We start from the raw sequence: 14,445 nt of genomic DNA, 5'->3' as shown, positions 1-14,445 counted from the left end.
CGCCGATCCGTGGCGAGGGGTGCGCTGTCCGTGCTCTGCAGTCATCGGCACCCCGTGGTGCGCGCCGGACGGGTGCTGCCCACGGGAGTGGCCGGAGTCCGCGGATGGGGTGGACGAGCCGGCTGTGGCCCACGGTGCGTGACCGGCCCGGCCGGACCCGGGGACGACGACGCCCCCCGGAGCGCCGAGGGTCGGCGCCACGGGGGGCGGGGGAGTGGCTGTTCGCGCGCGCGGGGGGCCGCTGGGTCAGAGACTGCGGTCGACGAACGAGGCAACTGGCCGGGTGGGGCCGTAGGACATCCGGGCGGCCACGTCGCGCTGCCTTCGGGACCGGATGATCCGCTCGGCGAGCTCCTCGGCGACGGCGAGCTGGTGCTGCAGCAGGTGGGCGGCGCGCTCGCGCAGGTCCGCGGGGACCGGGCCGAGGGTGGCCGGCGGGATCCAGTCCTCGGCGCGGCCGCCCCAGGCGGCGATCTCGTCGTCGCGGTCGGCCCGCAGGACCGCCTCCGCGGCGAGCACCTCGCCCTCGAGCTCGTCGAGCACGGTGGCCCACTCGCGGGCGGGGTCGCCGTTCCCGGGCCCGGGCCGGCCGGGGCTCATGCGGGTGTGGCGGCGAGCGTGGCGGCCGCCTGCCGCCACGCATCGCGCAGCGGCTCGACGACCTGCTGGCACGACGCCACACGATTGCGGTCGCCCTTGACGTTGGCCTGCACCAACTCGCCGAGCAGCCAGCTGTACAAGGCCGCCAGCCGAGGGCCGCCGTCCCACATGTCCACCCGGAGGCTCTCCCGCAACTCGACCACGATGTCCTGGGCGTGCAGCAGGTTGCGGCCGGCGTCCTGACGATCGCCGGCAGTCAGGGCGCTGTGCGCGCGGTCCAGGTCGAGGGCCAGGCGGTCGTACAGCATCACCAGCAGCTGCGGCGGTGAGGCGGTGGCGACGGTGTCACCGAGGTATCGGGTCCGCAGGGTGGCAGCACTCATCGAGGGTTCCTCCGGGTACGGGTTGGTCAGTTGCTCGACGACCAGCTCGGCAGCTGGCCGAGTTGCGCCGACAGCCAGGAGGCCTGGCTGTTGAGCGTGCCGAGAGCGGTCTCCATGGCGTTGAACTGTCGCGTCAGGGTCTGCTGTCGGAGCTCCAGGCGCAGGTCCCACTCGTCGATCCGCTCCTGCAGGTCGGACGCCTGACGGTCCTTGTTGAGGGCCAGCACGGTCAGGGTGCCCGTGGTCGCGTCGGTCGCCTCAGCGGTCACCGCCGCGAGTCGCTGCGCCACGCCGGGGACGGTGGACCCGCCCACCGTGGACCCGTCGACGAGCGCCCGGACCGACGCCGGGTCGGCTGCCAGCGCCGCGGTGAAGACGTCAGCCGCGAAGACGACCTCACCCTTGCTGTTGAGTTGCAGCCCGGCCACCGCGGGTGAGTCGTCCGTGCCGACCGCCGAGGCCACCGCGCCCAGGACGTCGCCCACGAGCTGGCGCAGCGTGCTGTCCCCGCGGAGGGCGGCGGTGCTGCCCGCGCCGTTGTAGCCGTAGCCGCGGACGGTGGACAGCGCACTGTTGGCCGCGGTGACCAGGGACTGCACGGCGGCGGCAACGGCGGAGGGGTCACTGGCCACGTCGACGGTCACCGGTCCACCGGTCCGGGTGGCGGTGAGCGTGAGGCCGGGCAGCAGGTCGCTGAAGGTGTTGGTGGTGCCGCTCACGGCGTACTTGCCCGGGCCGGTGCCCACGGTCAGCTGCGCGTCGGTGCCCTGGGTGACCACGGCGAACGCCGGGCCCGGGGTGGGGCTGCCCAGGGGGATGGTCGAGGGGGTGTAGGCGGTGAGCGAGAAGGTCCCGTCCGCGCCGGCAGCCGTGCTGCTGACCTCGAGCCGCAGCTCGCCGCCGACATCGACGGTCCGGGCGCTCAACCCGTAGGGGCTGGCGGTGATGGCCGACACCGCGTCGGCGAGCGTGCCGCTGCCTCCGACGCTCACGGTGCCCACCACCGTCCCGGTGGAGTCCGTGACATCGATCCGCGTGAAGCCGGCGGGGTCCGAGGCGGCTCCGTACGAGCCGTTGGCGACGACCGAGTGGGTGGCGACCAGGGAGTCCACGGTGAAGGTCAGCGAGCCCGGCTTCGCGCCGGTGGTCGTGGTGACGGTGACCGCGTCCGAGGAGCTGGTGGCCTTGACCGGTGTCCACGTCGCCGTGTCGCTCAGCTTGTCGGCCGCCGACTTGAGCGCCGACAGGGAGGTGTTCACGGCCCGGTAGGCGGCGGCGTCCACCTGCGTCTCCGACAGGCGTGCCTTCAGCAGCGTCTGCGGCTTGGCCTCCAGCTGCATCAGCTGGCCGACCAGCGAGGTGTAGTCGAGGCCTGAAGCCAGGCCGATGCCGGTGCTGATGCCTGCCATGGACGGACCTCCGGGGGCGGGAGCAGGGGGGTAGCGGTGAGGGGGGAGGCCGACGGGCCTCCCCCCTCACCGGGTGGTGCTCAGGTGGTGCGGACGGGTCAGCCCAGCAGCCGCAGGATGCCCTGCGAGGACTGGTTGGCCTGGGCCAGCATCGAGGTGCCGGCCTGGGTCAGGATCTGGGTCCGGGTGAAGTTGGTCATCTCCTGGGCCATGTCGGTGTCGCGGATCCGCGACTCCGACGCCGTCGTGTTCTCGATCGCCACGTTCAGGTTGTTGATCGTGTACTCGAACCGGTTCTGGTAGGCACCGAGCTGGGCCCGGGCCTCCGAGACCTGCGCGAGCTGGGTGTCGATGGCGTCGACGGCGTTCTGGGCGTCCGCGGCGGTGTCGAAGCTGATGCCGCCGGTGACCGCCGTGCCGGTGGTGTTGATGCCCGCGGCACCGGCGCCGGCGGCCACGGTCACCGCGGTGCTCGCCCCGTCCTTGGCGCTGACGACCAGCTCGTTGTCCGAGTTCACCGTCGCGCGGAAGCTGGCCGCGAAGCTGCTGTCCTGGTTCAGCTTCAGCGCGACCGAGTCGACCGTGGTGTGGTCGTTGACGGCGCCCAGGTCGACGGCGGCCGAGGCGCCCTGGCCGTCGCTGAAGGTGTACGTCCCGGTGACGGCGGTGGGCGTGGCGACCGTGAACGCCGTCCGGCTGCCGCCGCTGACGCCGAGCGCGTCGGCGATCGCCTCGACGTTGGCCGCGGTCAGGTCCACCGAGATCTGGCTGGCCGCGTCACCGTTGGCACCCACCTGGAAGTTCAGGACCGTGGTGTCGCCGTTCAGCAGCTTGGTGCCGTTGAAGTTGGTGGACTCGGCGATGCGGGCCAGCTCGGCCTGCAGGCCCTCGACCTCGGTGGCGATGGCCGCGCGGGCCTCGGTGTTGTTGGAGTCGTTGCCCGCCTGGACGCCCAGGTCGCGCATGCGCTGCAGGATCGAGGTGGTCGTGCCCAGGGCGCCCTCGGCGACCTGGACGACGCTGATGCCGTCCTGGGTGTTGCGGACGGCCTGCTTCATGCCGCCGATCTGCGAGCGCAGGCCCTCGGAGATGGCCAGGCCCGCGGCGTCGTCGGCGGCACGGTTGATGCGGAAACCGGAGGAGAGCCGCTCGAGCGACTTGCTCATCTGGTCGTTGGTCACCGACAGGTTGCGGTAGGCGTTCATCGCCGCGCTGTTGGTGTTGACGCTGAGACCCATGGTGTTCCTCCGTGGAATCGGGACTTGGGGGATTCCCGCTGCATCCGTGCTGCGGGCGGTGCGTGGAGAGGTTCGGCCGGTCCTGCCGGGGACTTGAGGCGAACGGGACCGCTTCTGGACGATTCCTCACTCAGGCGGGTCGGGAGACGCCGTACCGCCGGGCCGCCGCCCACGCCGAGTGGGGGTGCTGGGCCGGCACGGCGCGGGGCAGCGCGGGGGCCGCCGCCGGCGGCGCGTTGCGCCCGGCCACGCGGTCGACGTAGGAGCGCTGCTGGTTGCGCGCCCGCACCCCGCCGTCGGCCGGCACCGCCCGGCCCTCCCACACCTCGCTCATCGCCGCGTGCAGCAGCGTCAGGGCCCGGGCGCGCATCTGGGACACCCGGGACAGCGTGACGCCGAGGTCGGCGGCGATGTCGGTCAGCGACTCGCCCCCGAAGAAGTTGCGCTCCACGACCTCGTCGAGCCGGTCGGGCAGCTGGCGGATCGCCTCGTGCAGGTACCGGGACCGCTCGGTGCGCAGCAGCGCCCGCTCCGGCGACTCCCCGGTGTCGGGCAGGTCGAGGGAGGAGCCGTCCGGACCGGTCTCGGCGTCGATGCTCACCATGACGGCGCGGTGGACGTCGACCTGCAGGGAGTCCAGGTCGCTGGTGGCCATGCCGAGGCTGGCGGCGAGCTCACCCCGCGTCGGCGGCCGCCCGAGCTGGATGGCGAGGGCGTCGGCGGCCGCGTCCGAGCGCCGGGCCGCCGCCCGCACCGACCGGCTGGCCCAGTCGCCGGAGCGCAGCTCGTCCAGGACGGCGCCCTGCAGCCGGGGCAGGGCGTAGGTCGCGAACGACGCCCCCGCCGACGGGTCGAACCGCCGCGCGACCTCGACCAGCGCCACCCGCGCGCAGGACAGCAGGTCCTCCCGGCTGACGTGTGAGGGCAGCGAGATGCGGGCGGCCACCGCGTTGACGGCGAAGGTGGCCAGCGGCAGGTGGTCGGTCACCAGGCCGTCGACGTCGCGCGACGCCTGCCCCCGGGGCGCGCCGTCCGCGCCGCCCTGTGCGGGAGGAGCGGAGCGCGGGGCAGGGACACCGGACCGCACGGTCACCGAGGCACGCGATGGGCTCACGTGCTCCTTCTCGGCAGCGTGCGGGCCGGACGGCACCGCCGGGTCCGGCCGCGGGCCGCCCGCAGTGGCGCCCTCGGCTCAAGGGCTCCTGCGGACTGCCGAAGCTCCCCGTGAGAACCCGCCGGCAGCACCGACGTCCGCCGCGGGGAACAGGGGAGGACGGTGAGGGCCGTGGACCACCAGCACCTGTCGACGTTGCTGTGGCGCGAGCAGGAGCTGCTGGACCTGCTGCTGTTCAAGGCAGAGGAGAAGCAGTACCTGATCGTCACGGGCAAGACCCGCTGGCTGGCGCGGATCGCGCACGAGATCGAGGTCGTGCTCGACCAGCTGCGCAGCCTCGAGGTGGAACGCGCGGCGGTCACCGAGGTGCTCGCCACCCGGCTGGGCGTCGGGGGCAACCCGTCCCTGCGCACGCTCGCGGAGGCCGCGCCGGCCCCGTGGGACGACCTGTACGCCAAGCACCACGAGGCGCTGTTGGTGCTCGTGACGGAACTGCGCGGGCTCTCCGACGCCAACCGCGGGCTGATCGAGGGTGGCCTGACCGCCATCGGCGACGCGCTGCTGTCGGCCCAGGCGCCCTCGGCCGGCACCTACGGGGCCAGCGGCCGCAGCACCCAGGGCGCGCACCGCGCCGTGACGCTGGACGGCGCCCTGTGACCTCCACCTTCGGCGGGCTCAACACGGCCCGGACGGCGCTCTGGGCGGCCCAGCGGGGCCTGGACCTCACCGGCCAGAACGTCGCCAACGTCAACACCGAGGGCTACTCGCGCCAGCGGGTGGACCTGCAGGCGGTGGGCGGGACCGCCGTCCCGGCGCTGCACTCGGTGTCCAGCCCCGTGGGCGGGGGCGTGGACGCCGGCCGGGTCACCCGCATCCGGGACGTCTTCCTGGAGCAGCGGGCGCACACGGAGATCTCCCGGACCGCCGAGTTGACCGTCGCCGCCGAGGCGCTGGGCGGGGTGGAGGCCGCCCTGCGCGAGCCCGGTGACACCGGCCTGCAGAGCATGCTCGCCGACGTGTGGACCGGCTTCAGCGAGGTGGCCAACAACCCCACCGAGCCGGCGGCCCGCGGGCTGGTGCTGGAGCGGCTGGACATCCTGGCCGGCGGCCTGCACACCGCCCGGGCGACGCTGGACCAGCAGTGGACCCAGACCCGGGACGACCTGCAGGCGCTCGTGGCCGACGTCAACGCCACCGCGACGTCGATCGGCGAGCTCAACACGGCCATCGGGGCCGCCAGCCGGGCCGGCCTGCCGGTCAACGAGCTCGCCGACCGCCGCGACCTGCTGGTGGTGTCGCTGGCCGAGCGGGTCGGTGCGACGGTCCGGCCGGCGGCCGATGGCATGGTCGACGTCCTGGTCGGCGGGAGCACCCTGGTCTCCGGCGGGGCAACGCTGGGCCTGCAGCTCGCCGGCGCGGACACCCCCGACGGGGTGGGCACCGGGGACGACCCGCGGGTCCGCACCGACCCCGGCGGCACGACCATCGCGATCGGCGGCACCGCCGGCGGGCAGCTGGCCGCCCTGACGGACACCATCCCCGGCTACCGCGGTCGGCTCGACCAGATGGCCCGTGACCTGGTCGGTCGGCTCAACGCCGTCCAGGCCGCGGGCTACGACGCCACCGGGGCGTCCGGCGCGGACCAGCCGCTGCTCGATGACGGGTCGGGCACCGTGCCCGTCGACCCCGCGACGGTGCACGCCGGCAACATCACGGTGCGCGTCAGCGACCCCGCGCTGCTGGCCGTCGCGGCCTCGTCGCCGGCCGCGGTGGGCGGGCAGCCCTCCGCCGACGGCGACAACGCCGACGCCTTCTTCCGGCTCAGCCTGGCGCCGGACGGCGTGGACGCGGGGTACCGCCAGCTGGTCGTCGCGCTCGGCGTGGAGTCCGCCGTGGCCTCGCGCGACCTGGAGGTGCAGACGGTGATCTCCACCCAGGTGGACGCCGCCCGCGAGTCCGTGTCGGGTGTGAACCTGGACGAGGAGATGACGACGATGCTGTCCTTCCAGCACGCCTACGGCGCGGCCGCCCGCATGGTGACCGCGATCGACGAGGCGATCGACACGCTGATCACCCGCACCGGCCTCGTGGGGCGGTGACCTGATGCGGATCACCCACCGCGCCGTGACGCAGACGGCGCTGCTCGGGCTCAACGGCAACCTCGCGGCCGTCGCGAAGCTGCAGCAGCAGCTCACCTCCGGCAAGCAGATCAGCGCGCCGTCGGACTCCCCGACGGACACCAACCGCGCGATGCAGGTGCGCCAGGACCGCAGTGCCGCGCAGCAGTACGCCCGCAACATCACCGACGGGCGGAGCCGGCTCGACGCGGCCGACACCGCGCTGGCCACCATGGCCGGCCAGGTGCGCCGGGTCCGCGACCTCACCGTGCAGGGCCTCAACAGCGGGAGCATGTCCACCACCTCCCGGCAGGCGATCAGCATCGAGGTCGGCGCCCTCCGGCAGAGCCTCCTGGCGATGGCCAACTCGTCCATCAACGGCCGGCCGCTGTTCGGCGGCCCGACGTCCGGCGCCACGGCGTACGACGCCGCGACCGGCGACTACGTCGGCGCCCGGGGTGCCGGTGGTGAGGTCGTGGAGACCACCCGGCGGATCTCGCGGGACGAGGTCGCGCGGGTCGACGTCACCGGTCCCGAGGCGTTCGGGGACCCGGACGGCGAGGACCTGTTCGCCCTGGTCGCCAAGATCGCCGACGACGTGGTCGCCGACCCCGACCAGCTCTCCGCCGACCTCGCCGGCCTGGACGCCGCGCTGGACCGCCTGCTCGGTGCCGGCACCGCGGTCGGTGCCCGCTCGGCCCGCCTGGAGGCGGCCGGCCAGGTCAACGCCGACCAGCAGCTGGCGCTGCGCTCCCAGCTCGCCGGTGTCGAGGACATCGACCTGGCGAAGACGATCATGGACCTCAACCAGCGGCAGGTGGGCTACCAGGCCGCGCTGCAGGCCACGGCCAACGTCATCCAGCCGACGCTCGTGGACTTCCTGCGATGACGCTCTCCGCCGTGGCGACCCTGCCCCTGCTGTCGATGACCGAGCCGCTGCCCGGGTTCCCCGGCCACCGCGACTACGTGCTGGTCACCGCGGACGGCGACGGGCGGCTGTTCTGGCTGCAGTCGATGGCGCCGGACGGCCCGCGCTTCCTCGCCGTCGACCCGGGGGTCTACTTCCCGGACTACGCCCCGCGGCTGCCCGCGCCGGTGTGCGCCGGCCTGGGCCTCGAGGACCCCGCGCAGGCGCGGCTGTACTGCCTGGTGACGGTGCCGGCGGAGGGCCCGGCCGCGGCCACGGCGAACCTGCGGGCCCCGCTGGTGGTCGACCCGGTCACCTGGCGGGCCACCCAGGTCGTCCTCCCCGACGGCGCCCATCCGATCCGGCGTCCCCTGCGCCGATAACCCCCTCGGGACGGCCGCGCGCCGTCCCCGTTCCCCGCCCACCTGCCATGGACGGCCACACCACACCCACGGAGGGGTCCACGTGCTCACTCTCACCCGCAACGTCGGCGAGACCATCCGCATCGGCGACGACATCGAGGTCCACGTCGTCGAGGTCCGCGGCGGCACCGTCCGGCTCGGCTTCACCGCCCCCCGGGAGGTGACCATCCACCGCGAGGAGGTCTACCGGCAGATCGCCGAGGCCAACCTGCTCGCGGCGCAGGTCACCGCCGACACGCTGGGCGCGCTCGCGGCGTTCGCCCCCGCACCGGCCGGCGAGCCGGCGCCCGCGGCCGACCCGGCGCCGCCGGCCGCTGCCGCGCCGGCGTCCATCAGCCCGCCCGGCCGCCGACGCGCCGCGGGCGGCTCCGCCGGGTGAGCACACTGGCCGGGAACCGTCCCGGCCCCTTGTGCACTTCCGCCGAACACTGCACGGCCGGCGCGATCCCGGGCATCGACACGGGCAAGAACTGCCGAAGAGATGGCCTGAGGTTGCGCATGGCACAGCGAGAGTTGTGGCCGCCGCCCGGTCGGTGATGCGCCAGAGTTGCCCCAAGCACGTAACAGGGGGCGATCATGATGCAACACACCGCTATCACCGAGTCCGGCAACCAGGCCGCCGAGACCGTCGGTCCCGCCACGGACTCCGACACCGTCGTCGTGCACGTGCAGCTGCGGCCGCGCCGCGGCTCGGCGCGGCGCTGCCTGGCGGCGCTGGCCGAGCTCGGCGGCGCGCACCCGGAGGTCTCCTTCACGCTCACCGGCCTGGGCAAGGACGAGCGGGTCGTGCGGGTGACCGTCGGCGTCGAGCTCGGCCCGCGCACCGCCGTGGCCCGCTTCTCGCCGCAGGCGCAGGCCGCCTACGCGTTCGTCAGCTCGCTGTTCACCTCGCTGTACGACCACATGCCGGTCTACACGGTGGAGCCGGGCCCGGCCGAGCGCGCCGCGGCCGCCGACCTGGTGGCGCGCCTGGCGTCCGGCCCGGCCGACGACCTCGGCGTCCCGGCGCCCCGCCGGCCCACCCAGTCCGTCCCCGCCTGAGGCCGCCCGCCCTCCCCACTGCGCCACCGCACGTGCCGCGCCGTCTTCCCCACAGCGCCGAGGAGCCCCGGTGAACCACCGTCCCGCCACCCCTGTCGACGACACCACCGACCCGCGCGGCCGCGCCCCGCTGGTCTTCGGCGGCATCCCCGAGGCCGAGGGCTGGGCTCTCGCGCCGATCACGCCGCGGGACCGGGTGCACTTCCGCACCGACCGCGAGCTGCCGCTCGGCGAGCTGCGCCGCGACCTGCCCGACGGCGTGACGGTCAGCTACGACCAGGGCGACGGCCTGTACCGCGTCGACGGGGTCCCCGGCACCGCGCAGGTGCTCGTCGAGTGGGTCCGCACCTGGTGCGCCGGGCACGGCGTCGGGACCGTCGGGCTCCGGGCGGAGACCGACGTCCGCCGCCGCGCGCCGCGGGACCTGCCGCCGGCGTTCCTCGACGAGCTCTGCCGGCACTACCTCCCGGTGAGCCTCAAGCGGCTGCAGCGCAACGCCAGCACGCTGCGGCTGCACGTGCCCGACCCCGACGACCTCACCCAGCAGGTCAGCGAGTGGATCCTCAAGGCGGTCGGGATCTTCGACGAGGGCAAGGGCGTCCCGTTCGGGGCGTTCCTGGCCACCCAGCTGTCCAAGTGGGTGCACGACCTGGGCCGCAACGCCCACGGCCGCACCGCCGCCGACACCGAGCACCGGCAGCAGAAGGCCGTCGCGGCCTTCCTCGTCGAGCACCAGCGGCGGCCCAGCGAGAAGGAGCTGGCCGCCTACATGGGGCAGAGCGTCGCGACGCTGCGGCGCAACTCGCAGACGGTCGCCACGCTCAACGGGCTGCGCAACCTGCAGTCCCTGGACGGCGGGCCGGACGCCACCGAGGTCATGCTGCCCGACACCGCCGAGGCGCCCGACGAGATCATGGGCGAGGCCGACCAGACGCTGCTGTCGCACGCGCTGACCGCGGCGTGCGCGCCCGAGTCGGGTGCCCGCCCCGACCAGCGCGCCGGTCAGCCCAACGTGCTGGGCTGGGCCACCTGGTACCTGACCACCTGGGGCGGCCGGACCAAGACGCAGCTGTCGGCGGACCTGGGCACCTCCGTGCGCAACATGAACGTGCACGCCGACCGCGTCGAGCGGGCGCTGCGGTCCCGGCTGGCCGACCTCGCCGACTGACGGCGAGCCGGCCATCAAGTCGAACCCGGGTCCATCGACGTGTCGACCTGCCGATACCTCCTCCGTGACAGAGCGCAGGGGAGCCCGCCGCAGCAGCGCTGCCCGGCCCGGCCCGGCAGCGGGCGGCGCGCGGTGAGCGCCCTCGCCGCGGGCGGGCCCGCGCCCGACGTCCTGGTGCCGCACTGGCTGACCGCGGCCCAGCGGGAGGAGCTGGCGGCCCTGGTGCGGCGCGAGCTGCAGGACCCGGCGGTGCACCCGGTGGCCGCCGTCCACCTGGCCGACGTGCTCACCGAGCTGCACGTGGCCGCGGCCCGCGACGCCGTGTGGCCGGCCTCCGCCGCCCGGGTGCGCCGGGTCACCGGCTGGGGCGCCGACGTGCTGCCCGTGCGGCTGTCCGTGCGCGAGCTCGGCAGCGTGTTGGTGCTGGCCGGGCTGGCCCCCGCGCTGCGCGCCGCGCTGGGCCGGGACCGCCCGTGAGCGGCGGGCTGTTCGGCGGCTCCGGACTGCTGCCGCGGCTGCGCGCGGTCCCCGTGTCGGTGGACGGTCTGCGCCGGGTGGCCGAGGACGTGCTGCCGGCGATGGCGGCCGGGCGGCTGGCGCTCTCGCTGGTCGACGACCGGGCCGACGGTCCCGTCGTGCTGCTCGAGGAGGACGAGCGGCGGGTGCGCACACCGCTGCGCGACCTGGCCGAGGACATGACCGACGCCCGCGTCGGGTCGACGCCGGAGGAGCTGGCGGCCGCGCTGGCGGTCTGGGTGGACGGCCGGCCGGTCCCCGACGCGGTGGCCGCCGAGGACGGGATCGCGGTCCTGGACTGGACCGACCGCACCGAGACCTCGGTCGGCTGGCGGGTCGTCGTCCGCCGCGGGGAGCGCGCGCTGCGCTGGTCGCCGTCGGCCGGGCTGGACCGCGAGGTCGTGGACCGCGTGCGGTCGGCCGCGGGGGACCGGGCCGCCGGCGTCGGGGGCTGCCTGCGCGTCGAGGGACCGGTGGTGCTGTGGTCCCACCCCGAGGTGCCGCTGCTGGCCACCGCCGTGCTGAGGACCCCGCAGGTGCTGCTCGACCGGATCGCCGCGGCTGGGCTGGACCTGCGCGACCCGCACGTCGTCGTGACGCCCGCCTCGCCCCTGGCCTGCGCCGGCGCCGCGGTGGCCGCCCGCCTCGCCGGGGAGACCGGTGAGGCCTGCCAGCGGATGCCCTGGCGTCAGCTCGCCCGCCTGCGCTGGGCCTAGCTGCACCGGCACAGGAGGCGATGCCCCCGTCCCAGGGGGCGCCAGCGGGTGCACAGCCTCCTGTGCCCCCGTGCCATCGAGCCGGAAGCGCTCAGGCGAGGTGGCCGAACTCCCAGTGCCAGGGCTCGGGCTTCTCGCCGCCGGGTCGGGCCCAGTCCGGCTGCACGAACCCGAAGCGGCCCGCGTTGGCCGCCATCCAGGCCCACTGCGCGGTGCCGCCGGTCTGGATCCCCCCGCAAAGGTCGACGGCCAGCGCCCACCCGTGGTTCGACGTCCCCGGCACCGCGGCCAGCTGCGGCTTCGTCCGGAACGCGGTGACCTGCGCGGCCAGCGAGCGGTAGGAGTCGGTGATGCACAGCGGGCTGCCGAACGCGGCCCGGTAGGCGTCGGCCATCGCCGTGTAGCCGGCGGCGGCGTCGCAGCGCAGCGCGTGTCCCCGGGCGACGGGGCACAGCGCGCTCGCCGGGATGGCGCCGTTGGACCAGCCGCCCCACGCGGGGCTGACCGGGCCCGCCGGCGCGGGCGGCGCGCCGCACGGCCCGTGGCCGGTGGTGCCGGCCGGCAGCGCGGCGTTGGCCTGCGCCGGTGCGGGCAGGGTGACCCGCACGGCGCCGGCCGCGCCGGTGAGCGGCCGGACGCCGACCTGGTAGCCCGCTGCCGAGGCGGCGACCACCTGCCCCTCGCCGAGGTGGAGGCCCACGTCGCTGCCGCCGTCGGTGAAGACCAGGTCGCCGACCTGCAGCTGGGCCAGGGGGACGGCGGCGCCGCGCGCCCACTGGTCGCCCGGCGTGGCCGGGATCGCGTGGCCGGCGAGCAGCCACGAGGTGGCCGCCAGCCCGCCGCAGTCGTAGGTGTCCGGGCCGGTCCCGCCCGGGGCGTAGGGCTTGCCGAGCTGGGCCAGCGCGGAGCTCACCGCGGCCACCGTCTCCGCGGGCAGCACGGTGACCGGGCGGTTGCCGGCGACGCCCAGGGCGATGCCGGGGACCGGCTGCCCGGCGCCGTCGAGCGCGGGGGACAGGCCGGCCGGCAGCCGGGCCGGGTCGGCCAGGGCGGCCGCGGGCGGTGACACGATGCCGGCGAGCGCCAGCGCGCCGAGGTGGTCCTGCCAGCGGCGCAGCGCCTGCTGGTTGGTCTCCTGCTGGGCCGCCGCGGCCCGGCCGGTGCCGAGCGCGGCCAGCTGGGCGGCCACGTCGGTGCGCAGCCCGCCGACCTCGGTGCGCACCTCGTCGAGGACGGCAGCGGCCCGCTCGGCGACGGTCGCGGCGGCGGCCTCGGCGACCGCCACGCGCCGGGCGGCCCGCGCCACGCCGGCCGCGGCCCGCTCGGCGCGGACGACGTCGACCGCGAGGTCCCGCGCCACCTGCTCGGCCAGCGCGGACCGGTGCAGGACGTCGGGGGTGGTCGAGGCGGCCCGCAGGTCCAGGCCCAGCGCGGGGGTGCGTGCCTCGGCGGGCGACCGGTACAGAGCGGCGGCCCCGGTGCCGACCGTCGCGCGGGCGGCGGCGAGCTGCTGCTCGGCGACCTGCTGGGCGGTGCGCGCCGCCGTCAGCTCGGCGTCCCGGGCGGCGAGGTCCTGCTGCAGTCCGCGGTAGCGGGTCGCGGCGTCGAGCAGGGTGCCCTGGGCCGCCAGGGCCAGGCCGGTGGCATCGGTGGGTCCGGTGACCGTCCCGGCCGGCTGCGCGCCGGGGGGCACCAGGCCGGCGAGGACCGGCAGCGCCAGACCGAGGGCGGCCAGCGACAGCCGCACCCGCCAGCGGCGGCCGCCGGCGGCGGGCAGCCAGCGGCGCAGGGCGGCACGGCGGGCGGCCGCCCGGGCCGCGCGGCGCCGGCGCCTCCGGGCGGCCGGCGTGCGGCGCGCCGCGGGGCGGCCGGTGGGGGAGGGGCGGCGGGTGGTGCCCGCGGCACCGCCGTCGGCGGTCGCGGCTCGCGCGGCCAGGGCGGCGCGCAGCGCGCGCGCCTCCTCGGCGGTCAGCGCCGGGCGGGGTGCGGCGGTGCGGGGTGAGGTCCGGGCCGTCGTCCGTACAGCCGTGGCACGCGGAGCGGCGGGGCGGCCGGCCGCGCGGCCCGGTGCGGTGCGGGCTGCGGGGACGCGGGCGGCGGTCCGGGCGGGGGCCGGCGTGCGTGGTGCGGGCACTGCGGGTCCCCCTGCGTGTCGTCGTGCGTGGCCGGCTCCGCGCTGTCCGCGGTGCGCTCAGGACCTGCTAACGACGTGGTGCAGGAGTTGCTGAAGTGGCGGGTGTGACGGGGAGGGGCGACCTCACCCCTCCGGGTGGAGGTGATCGGCAGGTGACACCCGATCGGCGGAGACGCCGGCGGGCGCGGAGGTGCGCGCGGGCGGGGGCCACCAGCCGCCGTGGTGGTGCTCCAGCGGGATGCGCAGTTCCTCGCCGTCCTCCGTGGAGACGACCAGCTCCACCCGGGACACCCGGTGCCCGGTCCCGCCGAGGCGGACGGTCCGGCCCGTCGCGAGCGGCAGCGGGGGCAGCACGAGGTCGTCCTCGACGGGTGGCTCGGCCATGGGACTCCCTCCCGGGGGGTGCGGCGGTCGCATCCGGCCCGCCCCATGCTGCCGGGCGGACCGGGGTCCCGTCGTCGGGGGTGGTGACGTGCTGCGCCGCTCTCCCGGTCAGCGCTGGTCGAGGGGGGTGTAGGCCCGTTCGGTGGCGCCGGTGTAGACCTGCCGGGGGCGGCCGATCTTGGTGGCCGGGTCGTCCATCAGCTCCCGCCACTGGGCGATCCAGCCGGGCAGCCGGCCCAGGGCGAACAGCACGGTGAACATGCGGGTGGGGAAGCCCATCGCCCGGTAGATCAGCC

Annotated in this window: 17 protein-coding genes; 9 read left to right on the top strand and 8 right to left on the bottom strand. The window is 75.9% G+C overall.

The genetic code is table 11. From position 1 onward, the window contains the following. Nucleotides 1-246: 246 nt before the first annotated feature. From CHB98_RS14415 to CHB98_RS14395, 5 genes are all read right to left on the bottom strand, one after another. Entirely contained in the window at nt 247-600 is a 354-nt protein-coding gene (locus CHB98_RS14415) for a hypothetical protein (protein ID WP_089306502.1), read from the bottom strand. Further along, nucleotides 597-983, bottom strand: a complete 387-nt coding sequence (gene fliS, locus CHB98_RS14410) for a flagellar export chaperone FliS (RefSeq protein ID WP_089306298.1) — start codon at nt 981-983, stop codon at nt 597-599. The genes CHB98_RS14415 and fliS overlap by 4 nt, the downstream gene beginning before the upstream one ends. 26 nt (nt 984-1,009) lie before the next feature. Further along, on the bottom strand, nt 1,010-2,392 hold the full coding sequence (gene fliD, locus CHB98_RS14405; protein ID WP_089306297.1) for a flagellar filament capping protein FliD: 1,383 nt from the start codon (nt 2,390-2,392) through the stop codon (nt 1,010-1,012). A gap of 98 nt (nt 2,393-2,490) precedes the next feature. Then, the gene (locus tag CHB98_RS14400) at nt 2,491-3,630 is read right to left on the bottom strand and encodes a flagellin N-terminal helical domain-containing protein (RefSeq protein ID WP_089306296.1); all 1,140 of its coding nucleotides are present in this window, start codon (nt 3,628-3,630) and stop codon (nt 2,491-2,493) included. A 130-nt stretch (nt 3,631-3,760) separates the two neighbouring features. After that, nucleotides 3,761-4,744, bottom strand: coding sequence for a sigma-70 family RNA polymerase sigma factor (locus tag CHB98_RS14395; protein ID WP_245821168.1), 984 nt, complete (start codon nt 4,742-4,744; stop codon nt 3,761-3,763). A 171-nt stretch (nt 4,745-4,915) separates the two neighbouring features. Here CHB98_RS14395 and CHB98_RS14390 point away from each other — a divergent pair, with 171 nt between their 5' ends. The 9 genes from CHB98_RS14390 (at nt 4,916) to CHB98_RS14350 (ending at nt 11,631) form a co-directional block, all read left to right on the top strand. Further along, entirely contained in the window at nt 4,916-5,401 is a 486-nt protein-coding gene (locus CHB98_RS14390) for a flagellar protein FlgN (protein ID WP_089306295.1), read from the top strand. Further along, nucleotides 5,398-6,843, top strand: a complete 1,446-nt coding sequence (gene flgK / locus CHB98_RS14385) for a flagellar hook-associated protein FlgK (protein WP_089306294.1) — start codon at nt 5,398-5,400, stop codon at nt 6,841-6,843. The genes CHB98_RS14390 and flgK overlap by 4 nt, the downstream gene beginning before the upstream one ends. Nucleotides 6,844-6,847: 4 nt before the next feature. Further along, nucleotides 6,848-7,750, top strand: a complete 903-nt coding sequence (locus CHB98_RS14380; RefSeq protein WP_089306293.1) for a flagellin N-terminal helical domain-containing protein — start codon at nt 6,848-6,850, stop codon at nt 7,748-7,750. A gap of 11 nt (nt 7,751-7,761) precedes the next feature. Next, a complete protein-coding gene (fliW, locus tag CHB98_RS14375; protein ID WP_245821167.1) occupies nt 7,762-8,151 on the top strand; it encodes a flagellar assembly protein FliW in 390 nt (129 codons plus the stop codon). A gap of 82 nt (nt 8,152-8,233) precedes the next feature. Continuing rightward, nucleotides 8,234-8,569: a carbon storage regulator CsrA gene (gene csrA, locus CHB98_RS23075; RefSeq protein WP_281251869.1), complete on the top strand. Its 336-nt coding sequence runs from the start codon at nt 8,234-8,236 to the stop codon at nt 8,567-8,569. A gap of 200 nt (nt 8,570-8,769) precedes the next feature. Beyond that, entirely contained in the window at nt 8,770-9,231 is a 462-nt protein-coding gene (locus CHB98_RS14365) for a hypothetical protein (protein WP_089306501.1), read from the top strand. Nucleotides 9,232-9,301: 70 nt separating this feature from the next. Next, nucleotides 9,302-10,399, top strand: a complete 1,098-nt coding sequence (locus CHB98_RS14360) for a sigma-70 family RNA polymerase sigma factor (RefSeq protein ID WP_089306291.1) — start codon at nt 9,302-9,304, stop codon at nt 10,397-10,399. A 132-nt stretch (nt 10,400-10,531) separates the two neighbouring features. Beyond that, entirely contained in the window at nt 10,532-10,876 is a 345-nt protein-coding gene (locus CHB98_RS14355) for a hypothetical protein (RefSeq protein WP_089306290.1), read from the top strand. After that, a complete protein-coding gene (locus tag CHB98_RS14350; RefSeq protein ID WP_089306289.1) occupies nt 10,873-11,631 on the top strand; it encodes a hypothetical protein in 759 nt (252 codons plus the stop codon). Before CHB98_RS14355 ends, CHB98_RS14350 begins: the two co-directional genes overlap by 4 nt. 91 nt (nt 11,632-11,722) lie before the next feature. Here CHB98_RS14350 and CHB98_RS14345 read toward each other — a convergent pair whose 3' ends face one another. From CHB98_RS14345 to CHB98_RS14335, 3 genes are all read right to left on the bottom strand, one after another. Next, nucleotides 11,723-13,765, bottom strand: coding sequence for an NlpC/P60 family protein (locus CHB98_RS14345; RefSeq protein ID WP_089306288.1), 2,043 nt, complete (start codon nt 13,763-13,765; stop codon nt 11,723-11,725). 123 nt (nt 13,766-13,888) lie between these two features. After that, nucleotides 13,889-14,149 carry a hypothetical protein gene (locus CHB98_RS14340; RefSeq protein WP_089306287.1) on the bottom strand — a complete coding sequence of 87 codons (261 nt, stop codon included), beginning with the start codon at nt 14,147-14,149 and terminating at the stop codon, nt 13,889-13,891. Nucleotides 14,150-14,257: 108 nt separating this feature from the next. Continuing rightward, a partial coding sequence (locus CHB98_RS14335) for a citrate/2-methylcitrate synthase (protein ID WP_281251868.1) occupies nt 14,258-14,445 on the bottom strand: 188 nt, incomplete at its 5' end.

The organism is Geodermatophilus pulveris, assembly GCF_900188375.1.
In the GTDB taxonomy this organism is placed as follows: domain Bacteria; phylum Actinomycetota; class Actinomycetes; order Mycobacteriales; family Geodermatophilaceae; genus Geodermatophilus; species Geodermatophilus pulveris.
Note: the sequence above shows the minus strand (reverse complement) of the source record. Positions and strands in the feature narration are given on the sequence as shown.

What these genes read in the sequence shown, in the direction of transcription:
- CHB98_RS14415 (WP_089306502.1), bottom strand. Translation starts at nt 600, where the DNA reads ATGAGCCCCGGCCGGCCCGGGCCCGGGAACGGCGACCCCGCCCGCGAG.
- fliS (WP_089306298.1), bottom strand. Translation starts at nt 983, where the DNA reads ATGAGTGCTGCCACCCTGCGGACCCGATACCTCGGTGACACCGTCGCC.
- fliD (WP_089306297.1), bottom strand. Translation starts at nt 2,392, where the DNA reads ATGGCAGGCATCAGCACCGGCATCGGCCTGGCTTCAGGCCTCGACTAC.
- CHB98_RS14400 (WP_089306296.1), bottom strand. Translation starts at nt 3,630, where the DNA reads ATGGGTCTCAGCGTCAACACCAACAGCGCGGCGATGAACGCCTACCGC.
- CHB98_RS14380 (WP_089306293.1), top strand. Translation starts at nt 6,848, where the DNA reads ATGCGGATCACCCACCGCGCCGTGACGCAGACGGCGCTGCTCGGGCTC.
- CHB98_RS14365 (WP_089306501.1), top strand. Translation starts at nt 8,770, where the DNA reads ATGCAACACACCGCTATCACCGAGTCCGGCAACCAGGCCGCCGAGACC.
- CHB98_RS14340 (WP_089306287.1), bottom strand. Translation starts at nt 14,149, where the DNA reads ATGGCCGAGCCACCCGTCGAGGACGACCTCGTGCTGCCCCCGCTGCCG.